General features: G+C 42.3%; 25 protein-coding genes, 2 tRNA genes and 1 riboswitch. Of the genes, 16 read left to right on the top strand and 11 right to left on the bottom strand.

The window, feature by feature from the left end:
- Window positions 1-15: 15 nt before the first annotated feature.
- The 6 genes from MHO82_RS03535 to moaA all read right to left on the bottom strand — a co-directional run bounded on the left by MHO82_RS03535 (window position 16) and on the right by moaA (window position 3,522).
- On the bottom strand, window positions 16-552 hold the full coding sequence (locus MHO82_RS03535) for a hypothetical protein (protein WP_239182468.1): 537 nt from the start codon (window positions 550-552) through the stop codon (window positions 16-18).
- Window positions 553-769: 217 nt separating this feature from the next.
- Window positions 770-1,231 (bottom strand): molybdopterin synthase catalytic subunit MoaE, encoded by a 462-nt coding sequence (gene moaE, locus MHO82_RS03530; protein WP_239182696.1) that lies wholly within the window; start codon window positions 1,229-1,231, stop codon window positions 770-772.
- Entirely contained in the window at window positions 1,224-1,469 is a 246-nt protein-coding gene (moaD, locus tag MHO82_RS03525) for a molybdopterin synthase sulfur carrier subunit (protein ID WP_239182467.1), read from the bottom strand. The genes moaE and moaD overlap by 8 nt, the downstream gene beginning before the upstream one ends.
- Window positions 1,466-1,945, bottom strand: coding sequence for a cyclic pyranopterin monophosphate synthase MoaC (moaC, locus tag MHO82_RS03520; protein WP_239182466.1), 480 nt, complete (start codon window positions 1,943-1,945; stop codon window positions 1,466-1,468). Before moaC ends, moaD begins: the two co-directional genes overlap by 4 nt.
- 8 nt (window positions 1,946-1,953) lie before the next feature.
- Window positions 1,954-2,466 (bottom strand): molybdenum cofactor biosynthesis protein B, encoded by a 513-nt coding sequence (gene moaB / locus MHO82_RS03515; protein WP_239182465.1) that lies wholly within the window; start codon window positions 2,464-2,466, stop codon window positions 1,954-1,956.
- Window positions 2,467-2,532: 66 nt separating this feature from the next.
- Window positions 2,533-3,522, bottom strand: a complete 990-nt coding sequence (moaA, locus tag MHO82_RS03510; RefSeq protein WP_239182464.1) for a GTP 3',8-cyclase MoaA — start codon at window positions 3,520-3,522, stop codon at window positions 2,533-2,535.
- Window positions 3,511-3,664: riboswitch (molybdenum cofactor riboswitch) on the bottom strand. It overlaps the preceding gene by 12 nt.
- A gap of 148 nt (window positions 3,665-3,812) precedes the next feature.
- Between moaA and MHO82_RS03505 the strand changes: the two genes are divergently transcribed.
- The 3 genes from MHO82_RS03505 to MHO82_RS03495 all read left to right on the top strand — a co-directional run bounded on the left by MHO82_RS03505 (window position 3,813) and on the right by MHO82_RS03495 (window position 5,782).
- Complete coding sequence (locus MHO82_RS03505) at window positions 3,813-4,031, top strand: hypothetical protein (protein WP_239182463.1); 219 nt, start codon at window positions 3,813-3,815, stop codon at window positions 4,029-4,031.
- A 155-nt stretch (window positions 4,032-4,186) separates the two neighbouring features.
- Entirely contained in the window at window positions 4,187-4,759 is a 573-nt protein-coding gene (locus MHO82_RS03500; RefSeq protein WP_239182462.1) for an LON peptidase substrate-binding domain-containing protein, read from the top strand.
- Between the two features lie 114 nt (window positions 4,760-4,873).
- On the top strand, window positions 4,874-5,782 hold the full coding sequence (locus tag MHO82_RS03495; protein ID WP_239182461.1) for a YvcK family protein: 909 nt from the start codon (window positions 4,874-4,876) through the stop codon (window positions 5,780-5,782).
- On the opposite strand, the gene MHO82_RS03490 is transcribed toward MHO82_RS03495, so the two are convergent.
- The 3 genes from MHO82_RS03490 to uvrB form a co-directional block, all read right to left on the bottom strand.
- Window positions 5,744-6,103 carry an Hpt domain-containing protein gene (locus MHO82_RS03490; protein WP_239182460.1) on the bottom strand — a complete coding sequence of 120 codons (360 nt, stop codon included), beginning with the start codon at window positions 6,101-6,103 and terminating at the stop codon, window positions 5,744-5,746. The two genes, MHO82_RS03495 and MHO82_RS03490, sit on opposite strands and share 39 nt — an antisense overlap.
- 10 nt (window positions 6,104-6,113) lie before the next feature.
- On the bottom strand, window positions 6,114-7,565 hold the full coding sequence (gene luxO, locus MHO82_RS03485; protein ID WP_239182459.1) for a quorum-sensing sigma-54 dependent transcriptional regulator LuxO: 1,452 nt from the start codon (window positions 7,563-7,565) through the stop codon (window positions 6,114-6,116).
- 365 nt (window positions 7,566-7,930) lie between these two features.
- A complete protein-coding gene (uvrB, locus tag MHO82_RS03480) occupies window positions 7,931-9,961 on the bottom strand; it encodes an excinuclease ABC subunit UvrB (RefSeq protein ID WP_239182458.1) in 2,031 nt (676 codons plus the stop codon).
- Between the two features lie 685 nt (window positions 9,962-10,646).
- Between uvrB and MHO82_RS03475 the strand changes: the two genes are divergently transcribed.
- The 9 genes from MHO82_RS03475 (at window position 10,647) to nth (ending at window position 18,284) form a co-directional block, all read left to right on the top strand.
- A tRNA-Asn gene (locus tag MHO82_RS03475) sits at window positions 10,647-10,722 on the top strand.
- A 38-nt stretch (window positions 10,723-10,760) separates the two neighbouring features.
- A tRNA-Asn gene (locus MHO82_RS03470) sits at window positions 10,761-10,836 on the top strand.
- Between the two features lie 270 nt (window positions 10,837-11,106).
- Window positions 11,107-11,688 (top strand): electron transport complex subunit RsxA, encoded by a 582-nt coding sequence (gene rsxA / locus MHO82_RS03465; protein WP_239182457.1) that lies wholly within the window; start codon window positions 11,107-11,109, stop codon window positions 11,686-11,688.
- 1 nt (window position 11,689) lies between these two features.
- Window positions 11,690-12,271: an electron transport complex subunit RsxB gene (rsxB, locus tag MHO82_RS03460; RefSeq protein ID WP_239182456.1), complete on the top strand. Its 582-nt coding sequence runs from the start codon at window positions 11,690-11,692 to the stop codon at window positions 12,269-12,271.
- Between the two features lie 8 nt (window positions 12,272-12,279).
- Window positions 12,280-15,186, top strand: a complete 2,907-nt coding sequence (rsxC, locus tag MHO82_RS03455; RefSeq protein ID WP_239182455.1) for an electron transport complex subunit RsxC — start codon at window positions 12,280-12,282, stop codon at window positions 15,184-15,186.
- 2 nt (window positions 15,187-15,188) lie between these two features.
- Window positions 15,189-16,250 carry an electron transport complex subunit RsxD gene (gene rsxD, locus MHO82_RS03450; protein WP_239182454.1) on the top strand — a complete coding sequence of 354 codons (1,062 nt, stop codon included), beginning with the start codon at window positions 15,189-15,191 and terminating at the stop codon, window positions 16,248-16,250.
- A complete protein-coding gene (rsxG, locus tag MHO82_RS03445; RefSeq protein WP_239182453.1) occupies window positions 16,247-16,882 on the top strand; it encodes an electron transport complex subunit RsxG in 636 nt (211 codons plus the stop codon). Before rsxD ends, rsxG begins: the two co-directional genes overlap by 4 nt.
- Window positions 16,879-17,568, top strand: coding sequence for an electron transport complex subunit E (locus MHO82_RS03440; protein WP_239182452.1), 690 nt, complete (start codon window positions 16,879-16,881; stop codon window positions 17,566-17,568). Before rsxG ends, MHO82_RS03440 begins: the two co-directional genes overlap by 4 nt.
- Window positions 17,569-17,642: 74 nt before the next feature.
- Window positions 17,643-18,284 carry an endonuclease III gene (nth, locus tag MHO82_RS03435; protein ID WP_239182451.1) on the top strand — a complete coding sequence of 214 codons (642 nt, stop codon included), beginning with the start codon at window positions 17,643-17,645 and terminating at the stop codon, window positions 18,282-18,284.
- 63 nt (window positions 18,285-18,347) lie between these two features.
- Here nth and MHO82_RS03430 read toward each other — a convergent pair whose 3' ends face one another.
- Entirely contained in the window at window positions 18,348-18,542 is a 195-nt protein-coding gene (locus tag MHO82_RS03430; RefSeq protein WP_239182450.1) for a hypothetical protein, read from the bottom strand.
- A gap of 96 nt (window positions 18,543-18,638) precedes the next feature.
- Here MHO82_RS03430 and MHO82_RS03425 point away from each other — a divergent pair, with 96 nt between their 5' ends.
- Window positions 18,639-19,565, top strand: coding sequence for a LysR substrate-binding domain-containing protein (locus MHO82_RS03425; protein WP_239182449.1), 927 nt, complete (start codon window positions 18,639-18,641; stop codon window positions 19,563-19,565).
- Window positions 19,566-19,596: 31 nt separating this feature from the next.
- Entirely contained in the window at window positions 19,597-20,013 is a 417-nt protein-coding gene (gene gloA / locus MHO82_RS03420; RefSeq protein ID WP_239182448.1) for a lactoylglutathione lyase, read from the top strand.
- Between the two features lie 55 nt (window positions 20,014-20,068).
- Here the strand turns inward: gloA and MHO82_RS03415 are convergent, their stop codons facing one another.
- Window positions 20,069-20,518 (bottom strand): GNAT family N-acetyltransferase, encoded by a 450-nt coding sequence (locus MHO82_RS03415; protein ID WP_239182447.1) that lies wholly within the window; start codon window positions 20,516-20,518, stop codon window positions 20,069-20,071.
- Window positions 20,519-20,692: 174 nt separating this feature from the next.
- Here MHO82_RS03415 and MHO82_RS03410 point away from each other — a divergent pair, with 174 nt between their 5' ends.
- Both MHO82_RS03410 and MHO82_RS03405 read left to right on the top strand, forming a co-directional pair.
- Window positions 20,693-21,136: a DUF2753 family protein gene (locus MHO82_RS03410; protein WP_239182446.1), complete on the top strand. Its 444-nt coding sequence runs from the start codon at window positions 20,693-20,695 to the stop codon at window positions 21,134-21,136.
- Window positions 21,137-21,527: 391 nt separating this feature from the next.
- A complete protein-coding gene (locus MHO82_RS03405; protein ID WP_239182445.1) occupies window positions 21,528-21,983 on the top strand; it encodes an RNA methyltransferase in 456 nt (151 codons plus the stop codon).
- Window positions 21,984-22,061: the final 78 nt, after the last annotated feature.

The following is a 22,061-nucleotide window of genomic DNA, read 5'->3' as shown; positions in this document are numbered from 1 at the left end:
AACCTTGATGATTTTTTAGTGCAATGGTAATTGCGCAACCCAAACAGGGTGCTGTTTCTCACAATGCTGACCACTGTCGACAAGACCTTTCAAGTAACCCATTCGGTGATGACCTTCCAGCAGGTTATAAGGGGCTACAAGATGTCGTCCATTCGTTGCAAACAAATCTTCTGAACACTCAAGCACAATAGGTGCAATGGGCCAAGTGCCTTGAGCCTGCATTTTTTGTACAAGCCAGCTGCGCTGGAAAATAGGGTTACTCATTCTACGGGTCAGTTTACTAATCACATCTTGATGTGGGCTGTGAATTTTAGCCAACACATCTTCCGTCGACCACCACTGCTTTTCAAACTGCATCGCTTGAAAATCCAACCACCCCCAGTTACATAACACCGCTTTCCAATGCCGATATACCCATTGCTCTAAAACCTCATCGGGAAATTGCGGTAAGGCATCATGGGCTCTTTCTCGCCATTCTCCCCATGCTTCACAATTTCGCTCACCGAAGCCTTCGGGGGCAATGTCATAAAGTAAACGATCGCTCCTGATCATAAAATCCCCCTTCAACACCAATAAATACTCATTCAAATTTTATGCTTATTTATATAACAAAGCAAAGTTATTGCCTACATCTTAGTCACTATAATGCATAAAAAGAAACCATTAAAAATCCTTCAGGTACAAAAAAGGGCAGCCATCGCTACCCTTTCATTTCACTGTTATAAATAAACTCTCTAGTTTATCTACTTTAAGTGCTCAATCCTTTGAGTTAGTCATTATTTTGCCAACGCTCTGCGGCCAGACTATCTGAATCACGAGATTCTACCCATCTGGTGTTATTTTGCACGCGTTCTTTTTTCCAAAATGGCGCTTTTGTTTTTAAGTAGTCCATAATGAACTCACACGCCTCAAAAGCATCACCACGGTGAGCGCTAGAAACCCCCACAAAAACAATTTGATCACCAAGGTCAAGATCTCCTACCCGATGAATCACACGCACTTGCAATAAAGACCAACGCTGTTTTGCTTGTTTTACAATGTCAGCTAGCGCTTTTTCCGTCATTCCCGGGTAATGCTCCAGGGCTAACCCCTGAACTTCATCACCTTGATTAAAGTCGCGTACTTTTCCGATAAAAGTAACAACGGCACCTGCACTAGTACCTTCAGACAAATGCTGATATTCATCCGCCAATGAAAAGTCTTGAGTTTGAACCGAAATCATATCACCCACCTGTAACTGGAGGGAAAAATGCCACTTCATCACCATCTTCAATCGGTGACTCTAGCGAGCTGATCGTTTGATTAACTGCCACCAGCAATTTACCTGGCTCTAATGCCAACTGCCATTTATCACCTTTATCAGCCAATTCAGCTCGTAATGTTTCAACACTTGAATAATTAGCTGAAAGTTCTAGGCTATCAACGCCAACAAGCTCACGGGTCTGAGCAAAGAACAAAACTTTAATCATGCGTCCGCCTTAAAATGTCCTGATTTACCGCCCGTTTTTTCTAATAAACGAACCTGACCGATCACCATGTCTTTTTGTACTGCTTTACACATGTCATAAATAGTTAAAGCAGCAACCGATGCCGCAGTCAACGCTTCCATCTCAACACCCGTTTTTCCTGCCAACTTACAACATGATTCAATGCGTACCATATTTTCAGCTTCAATCGCTTCAAGCTGAACCTCAACTTTAGATAACAATAAAGGATGGCACAATGGGATCAAATCCCACGTCTTTTTAGCCGCTTGAATACCTGCAATACGTGCAGTAGCAAACACATCACCTTTATGGTGCTGGCCTGAAACAATCAATTTTAAAGTTTCTGGGGCCATATGAATAAAAGCTTCTGCACGCGCTTCACGAACCGTCTCTGCCTTAGCAGACACATCGACCATGTTTGCTTCACCTGAAGCATTAATATGAGTGAAATTTGTCATAATAAAATCTATTTACGTAAGTGAGGCATAAAGTTACACGGGCGATGGCTTGCATCTAACTGTTCTTTAATGATTTTAGTCCATGCTGTACGACAAGCGCCGGTTGAGCCTGGCATGGCAAAAATGACTGTATTATTTGCAAAGCCCGCAATCGCACGAGACTGAATAGTAGATGTGCCAATTTCTTCATAGGAAACCGCACGAAACAACTCACCAAACCCTTCAACTTGCTTATCAAACAGTGGGGTTAACGCTTCAGGGGTACTATCACGAGAGGTAAAACCAGTACCACCAGTAATCATAATGGCTTGTACGGATTCATCTGCAATCCACTGTGAAACAACAGCGCGTAGCTGATAAACATCGTCAATAACAATTTTCTTATCAGCTAGAATATGTCCCGTATCTTGAAGCTGTTCAGCGAGATAACGACCTGATGTATCATTTTCCTCAGTGCGAGTATCAGAAACCGTAAGCACAGCAATGCGTGCAGCCTCAAATTCATTGACAGCATGACCCATATTACTTTCCTTTAAATTATTGTCTGACCATAATCTTGGTTATGGTTAAAATGTTATTTGAACGGACTAACCGCCAATTGACGCTAAATGTGGTGTCATACCAGCATTTCCATCATGAAGGAAATGCCCCACCGCTTTATTTTGTAATTGCCCTTGGATACGCTCTATTAACACTTCTTGCTGCGAGTCATGCTCCAATAAATCACGAAGCTCAACACCGTGATCCCCAAACAAACACATGTGCAGCTTACCTTTAGCAGAGACACGTAAACGGTTACAGCTTTGGCAAAAATCTTTTTCGTAAGGCATGATGAGTCCAATCTCACCTAGATAGTCTGGGTGAATGAAGACTTGTGCTGGACCATCGTTACTGCTTCTTGCTTTTAATAACCAACCGTTAGCAATCAAGTGATTTCGAATACTGACACCTGACTGATGGTGCTTCTGAAACAGGCTATCCATTTCACCTGTCTGCATTAACTCAATAAAACGCAGTTGTATCGGACGGGTTTTAATCCAGTTAAGAAAAAGAGGAAGCTCTTGAGAGTTAAGATCCTTAAGCAATACCGTATTAATTTTGACTTGCTCAAACCCCACCTCAAACGCCTTATCAATGCCAGCCATCACTTCGTGAAACTTATTCTCACCTGTAATTTGGTAAAACATATTTGGGTTTAAGCTATCAACACTAACATTAATATTGGTTAGACCAGCTTCTCGCCAAGCCCCAACCTGTTTTTCCATACGATAGCCATTAGTCGTAGTAGCTACCTTATTAATACCAGACTGGGAGGCAACAGTGTTGATAATGTCGACAAAATCACGGCGTAAACTTGGTTCGCCGCCAGTAATCCTAACTTTTGAGGTACCACAAGAGGCAAACGCACTCACGACTCGTTTGATTTCATGAATATCAAGGAATGCAGACTTATGTTTATTGTCCGGTTTATAACCATCTGGTAAACAGTAAGTACATTTAAAATTACAGACATCTGTAATGGACAGCCGCAAGTAATAGAACTTTCGGCTATAACTATCTTCAAATTGTTGCGCCACGGAACACCTTTCCAAACACGGGAGGCCTGTTCATTTCCAAACAAACCCTTGTGACCGAATTGTCACTGGCTCTATCTACATATTGAGTGGTTCATAGTTAAGTAAACAACTTAGCAGTTAGAGCTCGGAGTTATGGCAACCATAAAAATGGTGCTGTATCTATTAAAATACTCAATACCACCACTCTTTTCTATGATCTCACCCCAAATTTCTTCATTTTTTACCATCCTCTCCAAAATGAACAATACTAACCATACTCCCTTAGTCATATACAAAGGTTGGAGGTAATCATGTCTGATATTACAGAATTCCCAAATGTTGATGATATTGCTCTGTTTTTACAGCATGAGCATGGTATTAGCAGTGAGAAAGCCCATATTGAAGCCCAGCAAGTAATAGAAGGGTTCCAAGATATGGCAAATAAAGGGTTCATTAAAGGTTGGTATTTTGATCACAATGGGCATTTATCGCTTTTGCCTTGTGACGGAATTCTTCCTCTTTTGAAATAAACTGTTTTAAATTGCGAATAATGAAATGCAATTTGCAACTGCATATTTGCACTATGCACATAATTGACTTAAAACAGCCACTTATTTTCAGAAAAAAATAGGCACTCACCTTGCAATAGGTTGACTATCAATTCAATGTAAGAGTGAGTGCCATTATGACAATAAGACTACCTTTACTATTTAATAAGCAGCACGTCTTACCTTCTGGCCGAATTCCAATTCGTATCGCCCCTGGGCTTCAGATGACCTCTCTAAAAGAAGCATTAAAATCACCTGATGGCTTTGGCGTATGCATGTACGAAGAGCGTGAAAATGACAATCGCTTTTATGTCATTGGTACTAGAGTCACTGTAGAAGACTTTTACACAAACGATGATGGTTCATTAGGCATTACAGTATACGGCCATGAGTGTTTTGAAATTTCTTCGTTTGAAAAGAATAGCGATGGTGTTTTCTTCGGGGAATGCGAAGCCCTTCCCCAATGGCCAAATGCCCAACTAAGCGAAAACCAGCAGCCTCTAGCCGACAAACTTCAACAGCTGTTTGATAAGTTTCCCGACCTAAACAATATGCATCACCATAAAGAATTCGATAACTTAAGTTGGTTATGCTTACGATGGTTAGAATTACTGCCAGTGCCAACCAAAGAAAAACAAGCCTTAATTAATACAGCATCCTGCTCTGCTACTTGTGATTACTTAATGAGCCTAATGCTCACACCACATTAAATGCGATAAAAAACCGACAAATAAATGTGAGATAAATTTAATTTTTAATGAAAATGTTTGTCGGTTCTTTCTTCTTGTATAAACTGAAGGAAACAATGTTCAGTTGAAAATCGCATGCACAACACACAATACAAAAATGCAACGCATAATAAAAAAGTCGTCGCCATCGGTGGTGGGCATGGCCTAGGACGCATGCTCGCCGCTTTACGCCACTTAGGTAAAAACGCTACAGGGATTGTCGCAACAACAGATAATGGCGGTTCTACAGGACGAATTAGGCAGTGCCAAGGTGGAATCGCTTGGGGAGACACCCGTAATTGCATTAATCAGCTTATTACCGAGCCTTCCATCAGCTCGATGATGTTTGAGTATCGCTTTAAAGGCGTCGGAGAGCTAAATGGCCATAATCTAGGAAATTTAATGCTCACCGCCTTAGATAACCTAAGCGTTCGTCCATTAGAAGCTATTAATCTCATTCGAGATATGCTGAAAGTAGAAACCCAAATAATTCCTATGTCAGAACACACATCGGATTTAGCGGCCATCACAAGTGACGGTCAACATATTAATGGTGAAACTAACGTAGATGACATGGCCGATATACCACAGCGCCTTTACCTAGAACCAACCGTTCCTGCCACATCAGAAGCCATTGAAGCAATCAAAGATGCTGATTTAATTTTACTTGGCCCTGGCAGCTTTTTAACTAGTATCATGCCACCATTATTATTGCCTGAGTTGGGTAAAGCCATTGGCACCAGTAAGGCACGAGTAGTTTTTGTTGAAAATCTATCGAAAGAACATGGTCCAGCGGGTGATATGCAGTTACCACTGATGCTTGAATGGTGTGAAAGAGCCTGTGGAGGACGAAAAGTGGATGCTTTACTCACTGACAAATCGTACCCAGAGCTGGGCCCTGAGTACGAATGCATCACAATGGATTTAGCCTCTGCAAATCATGACTGGCGACATGATCGCAATAAACTAAAGAATGCTATCGAGCAGCTGCTTTTGAGTTGCTAGTTTACGAAACTCAGTACCTGTGGTTTGCACTACTTGAATAAATTCATCTAAGTGGTGCTCAACCCACTCGCTCTGCTCCTGCTTCGCGCGCTCTTCGCACTCTAACGCCATTGCTGCCAACGGATCTGCGCCAAAGCTTCCTGCACTACTCTTAATTGAGTGACTAATTTCTCTTACATCGCCAATCGTTGGCTCGGAAATCAGCTTTTGGCTGTATTGTTCTAACTCATCACAAAATACATTGAGCAGTAATGCAATGGTTTCTTCCCCGACTTCTGATGCTAATTGTTTAATCGTCGCTTCATTGACACAACTTGCCATGTAATTTCTCCTACTGCGAATCTGCTACGGACTGCCAAGACTGCAGTTTTCTGTAAATAGTTGAAGGACTTACCTCAAGCAAACCCGCCGCCCTTGGTATGTTCCCATCACATGCATCAATAGCCTGCTCTATCGTTCTTTTTTCTACGACCCATAAAGGCTCAATAGCCTTTGGTTCATGACGTTCAATAACAACTGGTTCTTGTTCAGTATTCACCGCCCTAGAAAAAGAAGAATCTACTGATGCAACTTTCACTACAGATGCAATTTCAACACCAGTTTTTTTAGACAAAGGTGCCGGTAACATATCGATGGTTACCTGACTTCCTTTATTCAAGACAACCACATTACGTATGATGTTTTGCAGCTGCCTCACATTACCTGGCCAAGTATATTCAAGGAACCGCTCGATAACGGCTTGATCGAACTTAACAAAGTCTCGACCCTCTTCATGAGAGATGTAACCTAAAATGGCATGGGCAATTTCAATAACATCGTCACCTCTATCTCGCAGAGGAGGTAAAACTAACGGAATAACGTGTAAGCGATAGTACAAATCTTCCCGAAAACGCCCTTCTTGAACCTCTTGCCAAGGGTCACGGTTGGTTGCACACACAAAACGTACATCCACGGTTTTCATTTTAGAAGAGCCTACTTTTTGGTATGTACCTGTTTGAATAAAGCGTAATAATTTAGTTTGAAGATCCAAATCCATTTCGCACAATTCATCAAGAAATAGGGTCCCGCCATCGGCAAGTTCAGCTGCCCCTTCACGCTCGGTCGCGGCCCCAGTAAACGCCCCTTTTACGTGACCAAACAACTCACTCTCAATTAAATCTTTCGGTATTGCAGCACAGTTAATCGCAATAAAAGGCTTGTCACCCCTTGGGCTACCTGCGTGCACCGCTTCCGCGCAGACTTCTTTACCAGTCCCACTCTCACCGGTAATAAATACCGTAGCACGACTCGGCGCCGCAGAATCAATCACCCTATAAACAGCCTGCATAGGCAAGCTACTACCAATAAAGCCTTGATATTGATTACTGCCTTGCTCTTTAGAATCTTTATTGGCTAACTTTTTACTGGCTTTACGCAGTGCATTATTCACAGTCACACGTAAGCGATCTGCTTCACATGGCTTAATCAGAAAATCTTGTGCACCTAAGCGCATTGCTTCAACAGCAACATCAATAGAGCCATGAGCCGTCATGAAAACAACGGGAGTTTCAGGGTGAAGATCTCGAACCGCTGTAAGTACATCCATTCCAGTCATATCTGGTAAGCGTAGATCAAGCAAAATCAGATCAGGCTGCCTTGCAGTTACCTTGGCTATTGCCTCCGACCCTGTTGCTACTATTTCAACATTTAGCCCTAGAGGATTAAGGTAAGAACGGTATAAAGCTGCTACTGATGCCGTATCTTCTACCATCAATACATATTTTTTATTACTCGTATCATCCATGCTATTTCTCTCGCCTAGGCTATATTACTAATATGGTTAATAATAAATTTTGCCAGAAACCAATTCTCTTTCATTTTGCATTTTAGTAAAGGTTACGCAATTTGCATTGCATTTTGCAAAAGCATTTTTCAAATAATAGGAGAACATCCAATTTTTAACCAGAAAAAAGGGAAAAAAAGTTGGCACGCACCATGCAAACATATAAATGACCCTTTAAAAGCCAAAGGGTCACCTAGCCAACTGACGTTGTTAGTGAATACCTAATTCACATAAACAATAAAGCCAACCGAATTCATTGCGGTTGGCTATTTTTTTATCTGAAGCTTTTTTAGTTCAAAAAACGTACGATCTTGTCGATTGCTTCATTAGCTATTCACAATAAATTGTGCTCTTAGTTCTTCAATCTTATCCCGTGTTTCTGCCGCTTTTTCAAACTCAAGATTTTGCGCGTGTTCGTACATCATTGTTTCTAGTTTATTAATTTCTTTTTCAAGCTGCTGAGGAGTAAATACCGAATAATCCGCGCTTTGCTCCGCAATTTTAGAAAGCTCCATTTTAGGGGCCGACTTACGAGAACGAGGTTTGGTCACATCGCCTAACTCCATAATATCAGCCACACTTTTATTCAACTTCTGAGGCACAATGTTATTTTTAGCATTAAACGCTTGTTGCTTTTCACGGCGACGGTTCGTTTCATCCATTGCACGCTTCATCGAACCTGTAATTTTATCTGCGTATAAAATGGCTTTACCTTGAACATTACGAGCAGCACGACCAATGGTCTGGATCAATGAGCGCTCTGAGCGTAAAAAGCCTTCTTTATCTGCATCTAAAATTGCAACCAAAGAGACCTCCGGCATATCTAAGCCCTCACGCAATAAGTTGATACCAACAAGAACATCAAATTCCCCTAAACGAAGATCACGAATGATCTCAACTCGTTCTACAGTATCAATGTCGGAGTGAAGATAACGAACTTTCACACCATGATCGTCAAGGTACTCGGTTAAGTCTTCCGCCATCCGCTTGGTTAATGTTGTTACCAGCACCCGTTCATTAATTTTTTCACGAATACGAATTTCAGATAACAGATCATCAACTTGAGTCGCAACAGGGCGGACTTCTAACTCTGGATCCAGTAAGCCAGTAGGCCGAACCACTTGCTCTGCAATATCACTTCCTGACTTTTCAACTTCATAATTGCCTGGTGTCGCTGACACATAAATGGTTTGAGGAGCCAAAGACTCAAACTCATCAAACTTCATGGGTCTGTTATCTAACGCTGATGGTAAACGAAAACCATATTCCACTAATGTTTCTTTACGCGATCGATCGCCTTTGTACATAGCCCCAATTTGAGAAACCGTAACGTGAGATTCATCGATGATCAGCAAACCATCATGAGGCAAATAGTCAAACAATGTTGGTGGTGGCTCACCCTCTGCACGCCCACTTAAATAACGAGAATAATTTTCTATTCCTGAACAAAAGCCCAGCTCATTCATCATTTCAACATCAAACTGAACCCGCTGACTGACTCGCTGCTCTTCTACGAGTTTATTATTTTCAAGTAATTGCTTTTGACGTTGAGCAAGCTCTTGTTTAATTTGCTCAATAGCATCAAGTATTTTTTCGCGAGGGGTCACATAGTGCGTTTTCGGATAGATAGTACAACGAGGGATGTCTTTTTGGCTGACAACACCAGTGAGTGGATCAAACACACTAATACAATCTACTTCGTCATCAAATAATTCAATCCGGATGGCATCATGCTCAGATTCAGCTGGGAAAATATCAATCACTTCTCCGCGAACACGGAACGTACCACGCTCAAACGCCATGTCGTTGCGGCTATACTGCAATTCGGCTAATCGACGTAAAATATCGCGTTGATCAATAATATCCCCACGCCTTAGGTGGAGCATCATTTTCAAGTAAGAATCAGGATCACCTAAACCATAAATAGCAGATACTGATGCCACAATGATCACATCACGCCTTTCCATTAAAGCTTTAGTCGCAGACAAGCGCATTTGCTCAATATGGGCATTCACCGATGCGTCTTTTTCAATAAAGGTGTCTGTTGTTGGAACGTACGCTTCTGGCTGATAATAATCGTAATAAGAAACAAAATACTCCACCGCATTATTGGGGAAAAAGGCTTTCATCTCGCCATAAAGCTGAGCCGCTAATGTTTTGTTAGGAGCCATAATAAACGTTGGACGATTCACCTTTTCTATCACGTTTGCAATAGTGAATGTTTTACCAGAGCCTGTAACACCGAGTAAGGTTTGGTGTGCAAGACCAGCATCCAATCCCTGTAACAACTGATTTATAGCTTCAGGCTGATCACCTGCTGGCTTAAATTCAGATGCTAACTCAAATTTTTTATCCATGAACAAACCTCACCAAAATACCAACACTGTAAGTATATACACTACTATTGTGATGACTGTTCTATCACGAAGTCAATCGAAGTGTAGGAAACTTATTTGTAATGAGCAGAAGTGCTAGCATTCTGAAATACATTCGAGTAGTATTCCCCTCCCTAGCAAATCATTCTTTTCTATCTCTCTTACTGATAACCCAAGTTGTCAAGAGTTAATCCACTGCTTTTCCCCTGTTTTTGAATATTGGATTAAATATGACCATGTCACCACTGAGTCATAAAAAATCAAATTTCATCTAATTAATTATCGCCCCTAAATTACGCTATCTCTTTGATATTTATCTACCTATACAACTTATTACTATTGTGGATAAAATGTAGCTTTCCTTACTTATTTCGCGAATATCTACTTTTCTAATGGTCATTAACACAGTTATCCACAGTTTCAGTGGATAACTAACCTAAAACCTGAGACCCAAAGACTTCTATGTTGATCCTAAAAGATCCTAGCGATTTAACTTGCGATCATTAAAACCTAAATAATTAAGGAAACCTCCTTCCTGCTGTAGAATCGTTACCTTGCAGAAAAACAAAACAAAAAGAGCAAAAAAACAACACTTAAATCATCGTGTTATTTTTTTTATTGACTGCAAGAAAATAGCTCGTTAATATCTGCCCCGCTTTCAAGCAATTCCCCCTTAGTTCAGTTGGTAGAACGGCGGACTGTTAATCCGTATGTCGCTGGTTCAAGTCCAGCAGGGGGAGCCAAATTTAAATGTGTTGATAAAATCAGTACATTACATTGTTCCCTGTTAGTTCAGTCGGTAGAACGGCGGACTGTTAATCCGTATGTCGCTGGTTCAAGTCCAGCACAGGGAGCCACATACTAAAGCCTCGTCACTCGACGAGGCTTTTTTTATACTTATTTTGAACTCCCTAGCCTTTTGATGCCGTAGCCTTAGTCCTTTGTATCTATTCACTTCTCTGGTTCGATTTCTTGATGCATAATTTATAATCAATTCGTCATAAAATACTGGCCTTTGCTCATTGATTTACCTCAATCAACCTAAAAACCTTAATGCTCAACGGTTGTTATGAAGGCAACAAAAACAGATAATAAGCAGATCTGTTTATAAACATTATAATGATGGTATGACTGAATACCTGCTACTACTGGTAGGCACTGTGTTGGTCAACAACTTTGTGCTAGTAAAATTCTTAGGCTTATGTCCATTCATGGGAGTTTCCAAAAAACTGGAAACGGCTATTGGTATGGGGTTAGCCACCACTTTTGTCCTGACACTGGCTTCTGTAAGTGCTTACTTAGTCGAAACCTATATTTTGGCTCCACTAGGTATTGTCTACTTACGGACCATGAGCTTTATCCTCGTTATCGCGGTCGTTGTGCAATTCACTGAAATGGTGGTGCATAAAACTAGCCCAACCTTGTACCGATTATTAGGTATATTCCTGCCACTAATCACCACCAACTGTGCGGTATTAGGGGTGGCGCTACTGAATGTAAATGAAAATCATAACTTCATTGAATCTATTATTTATGGTTTTGGTGCAGCAGCGGGGTTCTCATTAGTTTTAGTCTTATTTGCTGCCATGCGTGAACGAATCGCAGCCGCAGATGTGCCCGCGCCTTTTAAAGGAGCCTCTATTGCAATGATCACTGCTGGCTTAATGTCTCTTGCTTTTATGGGCTTTACTGGTTTGGTGAAGTTGTAATATGACCACAATATTTATTGCTGTTCTTGCCGTTGCAATATTAGCTGCAATCTTCGGGCTAATTTTGGGTTTCGCATCGGTAAGATTTAAAGTTGAAGCTGATCCTATTGTCGATCAAATCGATACCATCTTGCCACAAACCCAATGTGGACAATGTGGTTACCCTGGCTGTCGCCCATATGCTGAAGCCATTGCCAACGGTGATGACATCAATAAATGTCCTCCTGGCGGTCAAGCGACAATCGAAAAACTTGCGGATTTAATGGGCGTAGAAGTACAAGAATCTGCCCATGATGAAGACAAAAGCATCAAGAAAGTCGCTTTTATTCATGAAGATCAATGTATTGGTTGTACTAAATGCATCCAAGCTTGTCCTGTAGATGCCATTGTTGGGGGCACCAAAGCCCTACATACGGTAATTAAAGATGAATGTACTGGATGTGACTTGTGTGTTGCACCCTGCCCTACAGATTGTATTGAAATGATCCCACTAGAAACTACCCCAGAAAACTGGAAATGGACATTAAATCAGATCCCTGTAGTTGAAATAACCTCAGAGTCCACAGTGAGTAAAGCGGAGTAATCAGTGCGATGTTGACACTAATCGAACAAATCAAACAAGGCCAACTGTGGGACTTTTCTGGCGGCATTCATCCACCAGAAAATAAAACACTTTCAAGCCAATCTGCCATCACAAGAGCTAATATTCCGGAACTCATTGTATTACCTCTAAAACAACATATCGGCCAAAAAGGTGACATCCTCGTTCAAGTTGGCGATACCGTTTTAAAAGGGCAACCATTAACAAAAGCGTCATTAGCTCTTGTAGTGCCTGTTCACGCCCCAACTTCCGGTGAAGTCATTGCCATTGAGCACCGCACCATTGCGCATCCATCCGGGCTGAGTGACTTATGTATCGTCATCAAACCGGACTTTAACGACACTTGGATAGAAAAAACACCCTGCGCAAACTACCAAGATTTCACACCTGAAGAGCTGATCAATAAAGTACGTGAAGCTGGTATTTCAGGTATGGGCGGCGCTGGCTTCCCTACTTCAAGAAAATTACAAAGTGGCCTAGCACAAACTGAGATCCTCATTATTAATGCCGCGGAATGTGAGCCTTACATCACAGCTGATGATCGTCTGATGCAAGAATACGCGCACGACATCATCACAGGTTTAGAGATCGCTCAACATATTCTCAAGCCCAAGCTTACGGTTATTGGTATTGAAGATAACAAACCTGAAGCCATCAAAGCGCTTGAAGTTGCTAGTCAAAATCATGACATTGTGATTCGGGTTATTCCCACCAAATACCCATCAGGTGGTGAGAAGCAACTGATTAAAATCATTACAGGTCAAGAAGTTCCATATCAAAAGATTCCTGCTGATATTGGCCTTATGGTTCAAAACATCGGCACCATATACGCCATGAAAAAGGCCATTATTGATGATGAGCCTTTAATAGAACGTGTTGTTACCCTAACAGGAAAAACATTTAAGAACCCAGGTAATGCATGGGTACTACTAGGAACACCTGTTAAAGCCCTGCTGGAACAATACAATTACAAAGCAGAACGCAAAAATGCACGCCTTATTTTAGGCGGACCAATGATGGGCTTTACCCTCCCACATGCAGATGTGCCGATCACGAAAACAGCAAACTGCATTTTGGCCCCAACCAAAAAAGAAATTGCTCCAGCTCAACACGAAATGGCCTGTATTCGCTGTAGTGCTTGTGCAGATGCATGCCCGGTGTCTTTACTGCCACAACAACTTCAATGGTATGCCAAAGATGAAGATTACGATAAATGTGAAGAATATAACCTAGCCGATTGTATTGAATGTGGCGCATGTGCCTATGTCTGCCCAAGCGAAATTCCATTAGTACAATATTATCGACAAGCCAAATCTGAGATTAAAGCTCGCAAAACAGAAGCAATTAATGCAGAAAGGGCAAAACAACGCTTTGAAGAAAAGAATGCTCGTTTAGAGCGTGATAAACAAGAGCGTGAAAATCGCTTTAAGAAAGCCGCTGATAATCGCCGTCAAGAAATGAAAACATCTGGCGGAGATGATGCGGTAGCCGCTGCCATTGCAAGGGTTAAAGCACAAAAAGCGGCTCAGGCCCAACAAACCGAAGAACCAGCAAAAAAACCAGCAGTTGCTGCCGCCATCGCAAGGGCAAAAGCAAAACAAGCTGCCGCTGCTCAAGCAGGTAAAACAGAGCCTGATAACAGTGAAATGGCAAAACTGCGTGAAGAACGTAAACGCTTAGCAAGAGAGAAAAAAGCAGCGAAAGAACAAGAATCCGCAAACACAGCAGATTCTTTGAACACCGAATCTGCTGAAAAAGTTGAGAAAAAAGACGCTGTAGCTGCCGCAATTGCGCGAGCAAAAGCACGTAAAGCGGCGCAACAAGAAAGCAATGATGGCAATGATGGCAATGATGGCAATGATGGCAATACGGTAGATTCTTCCAGCACACCTTCAACAGAAAAAGATCCAAAGAAAGCGGCTGTATCTGCTGCCATTGCACGAGCAAAAGCACGTAAAGCGGCACAACAAGCAGAAAACTCAGAAACAGCAGATACCACTGAAGTCGAAGCTCCTTCTTCAGCGGAAACGGATCCGAAAAAAGCCGCTGTGGCCGCTGCCATTGCCCGTGCTAAAGCGCGTAAAGCAGCTCAGCAAACTGAAAGTTTAGAAAATGCTGGCTCTGGTGAAATAGAAGAACTTTCTTCTGAGGCGATGCAGACTGAAGAAGCACCCGCTGAAACGGATCCGAAAAAAGCCGCCGTGGCCGCTGCCATTGCCCGTGCTAAAGCGCGCAAAGCAGCTCAGCAAGCTGGAAGCTCAGAAAAAACTGACTCTAACAGCATAGAAGAGTCTTCTTCTGAACAGACATCTGCTGAAGAAGCACCCGCTGAAATGGATCCGAAAAAAGCCGCCGTGGCCGCTGCCATTGCCCGTGCTAAAGCGCGCAAAGCAGCTCAGCAAGCTGGAAGCTCAGAAAAAACTGACTCTAACGACATAAAAGAGTCTTCTTCTGAACAGACATCTGCTGAAGAAACACCCGCTGAAGAAACACCCGCTGAAGCGGATCCGAAAAAAGCCGCCGTGGCTGCTGCCATTGCCCGTGCTAAAGCGCGCAAAGCAGCTCAACAAGCTGAAAACTCAGAAAAAGCTGACTCTAACGACGTAGAAGAGTCTACTTCTGAACAGACATCTGCTGAAGAAACACCCGCTGAAACGGATCCGAAAAAAGCCGCCGTGGCCGCTGCTATTGCTCGTGCTAAAGCGCGTAAAGCAGCTCAGCAAGCTGAAAACTCAGAAAAAGCTGACTCTGGTGAAATAGAAGAACCTTCCTCTACTGAGCCAACGCCGATTGAAGAAGCACCAGCTGAAACAGATCCGAAAAAAGCCGCCGTGGCCGCTGCCATTGCCCGTGCTAAAGCGCGCAAAGCAGCTCAATTGAACAATAAGGAAAACTAACAGTGGCCTTTTTTATCGCAAGTTCCCCTCATGCACATAATAAAAAAAGCACCAGTGCCATCATGCGCTTGGTTGCCTTGTGCACCATTCCAGGCTTACTGGCCCAAGTCTACTTTTTTGGTTGGGGCTCTTTAATCCAAGTTGCCTTAACTGTCCTTGCTTCAATGTTGGCAGAAGCTGTCATCGTTACCATGCGTGGACGCCCAGTACAGCCCTACCTACGTGATAATAGCGCTCTTCTGACTGGCCTTCTTATCGGCTTAGCCATTCCTCCATTAGCACCTTGGTGGATAGCAATCATTGGTGCTATTTTTGCTATCGTGATCGCCAAGCATTTATATGGTGGTTTAGGGCAAAATTTATTTAACCCAGCCATGGTCGCCTATGTTGTTTTGCTGATTTCTTTCCCAGTACAAATGACCAGCTGGCTGCCACCAAAAGAGCTTCTCATAGAGCCAGTTACCATTACTGATACGCTATGGGTGATCTTTACAGGAAATACAATGGATGGTTTTTCCATTCATCAGTTACGTACCAATATTGATGGCGTTACCATGGCGACCCCACTGGATACCATCAAAACATCATTGACTACCGGGCTAACCACCAGCGAAATTTTAACTCAGCCAATCTTTAGCACCTTTGCGGGCATCGGTTGGCAGTGGGTAAATATCGGTTTCTTGATCGGCGGCTTAGTGCTACTAAAACAAAAAATCATTCAGTGGCATATCCCTGTCGCCATGATCAGTACTTTGTTTATCATCAGTAGTCTTTTCTTCATTATGGATCCAGACAGCACGGCATCACCCTTCATGCATTTGTTCTCTGGAGCAACCATGCTAGGTGCGTTTTTCATTGCAACGGATCCTGTTTCCGCCTCGACAACCCCTAAAGGCCGCCTTATTTTTGGTGCCTTTATTGGTCTGGTTGTGTACTTAATTCGCAGCTGGGGTGGCTTCCCTGATGGTGTCGCTTTTGCAGTTTTACTTGCTAACATGGCAGTCCCATTAATCGACTACTACACCAAGCCTCGCACCTATGGTCACCAAAAGGGTAAATCATGATTCATGCAATGAAAAAAAACGCGGCAGTTCTAGCGCTTTTTGCCGTAGCATCAACCGCTGTAGTCGCTATTACCAATGCACTCACGGCCGATCAAATTAAACATCAAGAGCAAACTCAGCTGCTAAAAGTATTGAACCAAGTCATTCCAGCTGAAAGCCACGATAATGTACTTTTTAAAAGTTGCACCTTAGTCAATGCCCCTGAGTATTTAGGCACAGACAATGACATGCCTATGTACTTAGCCACTAAAAATAACCAACCTACCGGTGTGGCCATTGAAGCCATCGCACCGGATGGTTATAACGGTGCGATTAAAATCATCGTGGGGCTAGCCTCCGATGCCACGGTAACAGGCGTTCGTGTTCTTTCTCATCAAGAAACCCCAGGACTAGGTGACAAAATCGATCTACGAATCACTGACTGGGTTTTAAGCTTCACTGGCCAAACTGTTGACGGGGAAAAAGACACGCGCTGGGCCGTAAGAAAAGACGGTGGTAACTTCGATCAGTTTACTGGTGCGACGATCACTCCTCGTGCGGTAGTGAAAGCGGTCAAACAAGTTGTCCTGTATTACCAAGCGAATCGAGACACGATTTATAACCAACCTCTGAACTGTCAGGAGGACTCATGAGTGTAAACAAAGAACTAATGAAAAATGGGCTATGGGATAACAACCCAGCGCTTGTTCAATTATTAGGTCTATGCCCTTTACTTGCCGTTTCTGCCACAGTCGTTAACGCTTTGGGCTTAGGCATAGCAACCACATTAGTTTTGGTGGGGTCAAACCTCATTGTTTCTTTAGTTCGCCAATGGGTACCTAAAGAAATCCGTATTCCCGTGTTTGTGATGATAATTGCATCATTAGTAACCTGCGTGCAATTACTCATGAACGCCTTCGCGTATGGCTTATATCAGTCTCTTGGTATTTTTATTCCTCTTATCGTAACCAATTGTATCATCATTGGTCGCGCAGAAGCTTATGCCTCAAAAAATGATCCAAAACCCGCCGTCTTAGATGGCTTATGGATGGGTATCGGCATGACCGCAGTGTTAGTCGCACTGGGAGCGATGCGAGAAGTTCTGGGTAACGGCACTCTTTTTGATGGCGCAGAATTATTGCTGGGTGATTGGGCAACCGTATTGCGAATTGAAGTATTTAGCTTCGACAGTAGCTTTTTGTTAGCGATGCTCCCTCCTGGTGCCTTTTTAGGCGTCGGTTTATTGATCGCATTAAAAAATGTCATTGATACAAAAATGAAAGAAAGAGCTCCCAAAAAAGAAAAAGCGACCATAGAGCGCGTTAGAGTCTCTTCGTAAAATACTGGATCTTATTCGATGGCTTACCACCCAAAGCATAATGGGTGGAAGCCACAGCCTGGAAGTCATAAGCAATGAATAATCAAAAAAGAGTCGAGATCCTTGAACGACTCCGAGCGGAAAACCCGCACCCTGAAACTGAACTGAATTGGTCGACACCATTTGAGCTGCTTATCGCAGTTCTTCTCTCCGCTCAAGCGACAGATGTTAGTGTCAATAAGGCCACAGATAAGCTTTACCCTGTCGCAAACACACCTCAAAGCATCTTCGATTTAGGTGTTGAAGGCGTTAAAGAGTACATCAAAACCATCGGGCTTTTTAACTCCAAAGCAGAGAATGTCATCAAAACGTGTCGTATCTTACTCGACAAACACAATGGTGAAATTCCTGAAAACCGAGAAGCCCTAGAAGCCTTACCTGGCGTAGGCCGTAAAACAGCAAATGTGGTGCTCAATACTGCCTTTGGCTGGCCAACCATTGCGGTAGATACCCATATTTTCCGAGTTTCCAATCGCACTAAATTTGCGATGGGCAAAAATGTGGATGACGTGGAGAAAAAGCTCCTTAAAGTCGTGCCAAAAGAATTCAAAGTTGATGTCCACCACTGGTTAATTCTACACGGCCGTTATACCTGTGTTGCCAGAAAACCACGTTGTGGCAGCTGCATTATTGAAGATTTGTGTGAATTTAAAGATAAAATCTACCCTGGTGAATAAGCTTTAACTGATTACTAGAGGGCAATAACAGCTTATGTTACTGCCCTCTTTTTTCTTTCGAAATCATAAAAATCGGCTAAAATCTCGCTCATCATTTTCCCTTGTTTCAATACCAAGATCTTTTTTTAAGTGACTTGATAACAGGTATCCAAACATACCCTTTTGTCTTCTGGCTTTGCTTTTTCTATTGATAATACTCATTTTATGGTTCACTCTAAGAAAGAGTTGAAACAATGTATTCGTAGTATGCTCTTCCATATCAATACCCTTTTGTTGTTGTCTTTGAAGATATTGTCTGAGCAAACAAGGTTATTTACGAACAATAAAAAAACGAAGGGGCAATAAGTTCAGCTTATGGAGAACGGACTAAGACATTTAAATGCACTGCGCTGCTTTGAAGCGGCAGCACGGCTAAAGAGTTACAGTAAAGCAGGTGAGGATCTCTTCGTTACACAGGCAGCAATCAGTCAGCAGATCCGAGGGCTAGAAAAAGCACTAGGCAGCAAATTATTCTACCGACAAGGCCGAGAAATGCTGCTTACTGCACAAGGGGAAATATTAGCGAACCATGTGACCACCGGCTTTGATCATATTTTAACCGGGCTAAGCCGAGCACAGTGTGAACCCCTGGATGGCCCGTTAACCGTCACGACAACCCCTTCCTTTGCTTCTCGATGGTTAATGCCCAAACTATGGCGCTTTACCATGAAATACCCAGACATACCGATCAAAGTCATCGCAACACCAACTGAAGATGATCTTCGTCATTCAGGGATTGATATTGCCATTCGCCAAGGGCAAGTAAACGCCCCGAATCTACACAATCACTTTTTATATGAAGAGCCTGTATTTCCCATTTGCTCTCCTGAGCTCGCCACATCCCTCAAGCTCACAACACCAGAGCAGCTAACAAAATGCTGGCTTATTCATGGTATAAACTCCGTCACATTTACCTGGGCCAAATGGTTTGAAAAAGCAAAAGTACCTTATGATGAGAAACAGCTACTGTGGATGGAAGTAACGACATTTGATATGGGCTTAAACGCCGTAATGGCAGGCCACGGAGTTTGCCTTGGTACAATGAGTTTAGCGGGAGATTTTATTGAAAAAGGTTTGCTCGTCAAACCATTTGATATAGGACTTACCCCAGGTGTTAGGTATACTCTGTTGCATAGTGAACATTCTCCTCGCCTCAAGAGAATTAATGTATTTAAAGAATGGGTGAATGAAGAAGTTGAACTCATTAAAAAACAACAACTCACTTCTTTATCTGATTCATAACAACGATGTTGAGCATAAATAGGAAATAAATATGGCTACTGGACGCGTTCTCCACACAATGCTACGTGTAGGTGATTTAGACAAATCTATCGAGTTTTATACCTCTATCATGGGCATGGAACTGCTGCGCATTAATAAAAATGAAGAGTATAAGTACACACTCGCTTTTGTGGGGTACGGCGATGAATCTCAAGGAGCAGTGATTGAGCTCACCTACAACTGGGGGACCACTGAATACGATTTAGGTTCTGCTTTTGGTCATATTGCTATTGGTGTCGACGATATTTACAGCACATGTGATGCGATTAAAGCCGCTGGCGGCAACGTCACCCGTGAGCCAGGACCAGTTAAAGGTGGCTCAACTGAAATCGCATTCGTAAAAGACCCTGATGGTTACATGATTGAGCTCATCCAGAATAAATCAGCCTCTGCAGGATTAGAGGGGTAACCCTCACTCTAAAGCCGGAAGAAGTTTTCCGGCTTTTTATTTCGTCCCCCTTTAATTAAGAAGCCGCTTCAGTTTCTAAATAAGGCGACTTGACCACAATCTCCATCCCTTTCTCGGGTGAAGATATTCTCCTAAAGCCAAACTGCTCATAGAAACCGTGGGCATCGTGAGTACCTAATGTAAATCGGCGCAACCCTTGTAGATCATCACACTCACAGATGCATTGAAGCAGCCACTTCCCGAGTCCTTTCGCCTGATAACCATCAATCACAAACACATCCATCAGATGAGCAAATGTGGCTTTATCTGTTACTACTCTAGCAAAACCTATCTGACGACTTTTATCATAAAGCCCAAAACATAAAGACCCCGAAATTGACTTTATGATGAGATCTTTTTTAATCCCCTCAGCCCAGTAAGAGTGTGAAAGATACTGGTGAATAAGATCTATATTTAGCTCTCTTTTCTCGGTAGAGATGCGGTAGTTATCTTGCTTCCATTGCATGTTACAACCTTCTATTTCCTTACAAACAGTAGTTATTAACCGCTAACAAAGCTTATTAGGTCAAGATCTAATCTCTCAAAAATTCATGTAACTAATCAAAAAACTTCACATGATAATGATTATCACTTACTATTGAATTTCGTTATTTAATTTCATTTGAAGTAGGAAAAAAGGATGAGTATTCAAAAGTGGGAAGAACACACACTCTTAGCAGACATCGCCATGAAAGAACAAGATCACTTACGCTCTATCATCCATTACCAGCAAGCGCTCTCTATTTCAGAGCAGATGATTGAGCAAGAAGAAGAGAGCTACGACATTGATGATATTTTAACCATTAATTTAGTCTCATGTCACAATTTAGCTCGTTTCTGGCGTAAAAATGGCGACAATGAATACGAATTAAAATACCTGCAACTCGCCTCTGAAAAAGTACTGACATTAATCCCGCAATGCCCAAACAGTCAATGTAGCTCTTACATTTCATCACTCGGTACGTGTAAAAAAGCACTGGTTGATTTTATGAAACGACACCCAAATCCATTAGTCGCAGAACAAGTAAAACATCTTGATACCGCAACTCAATGCGAACTCATCGCAAAGTTTAGGCTCAACTAGTATGCCGAGAACATCAAGCAACCTTGTTTCACTATGTCGCATTGGGGACACTCATGATTTTAGTAAAAGAACGCCATTCATCACAGAGTTCCCCTTGCTATACCCTATTTTTACCCTTATTTAACCAAGGTTCATTGACGTACAAAAAATCTTGAAGTGGCACCTTATCTTTTTACATAAAAAGAATAAAAGAAGATTAACACTCCATTTCTAGGCTTTGTGAGCATCACACCACTACCTAACTTTTCTGGTCTCGCATTTTTGTTATTGAGATACAAACTGCACCCAAGCTTCTGATTTTAAATAACGTCACCCACATTAAAAATTACACCTGCTTTTCATCGCTTAAAAACGTATAATCTTGCTCCATTTTTTGTAAAAGAAGTACGGTATGAGCAAAGGCTACTCTTGTATTGGGCTATTTAACCCAAAAACTCCTGAAAATGTTGGTTCGGTAATGCGAGCTGCGGGCTGTTATGGTGTGAACTCTGTCTTTTACACTGGTAGACGTTACGACATCGCAAAACAGTTTTGTACCGATACAAAAAATGCTCATTACGATATTCCATTGATCGGTGTTGAAGATCTTAAAGACATCATTCCACTAGGCTGTGTGCCTGTTGCTGTGGATTTGATTGAAGGGGCCAAACCGCTACCTGAATATAAGCACCCAGAACGCGCCTTCTATATTTTTGGCCCAGAAGACGGAACACTGAAGAAAGAAATCACCAATTTCTGTCGTGAAACGATCTACGTTCCAACCAAAGGCTGCATGAATTTAGCCGCAGCAACCAATGTGATCCTATACGATCGTATGGCTAAAGGTGATAACTTCTCTAACCACTAATAATGAGAAACGAACAAAAAACCAATGAAAACGCCAGCAAATACAGCTGGCGTTTTCGTAAAAAGGCGTAATTGACAC

It is taken from the genome of Vibrio sp. Of7-15 (assembly GCF_022347565.1).
Lineage (GTDB): Bacteria > Pseudomonadota > Gammaproteobacteria > Enterobacterales > Vibrionaceae > NORP241.
The sequence above is the reverse complement of the archived record's forward strand: the minus strand, read 5'-3'. Positions and strand labels throughout refer to the sequence as shown.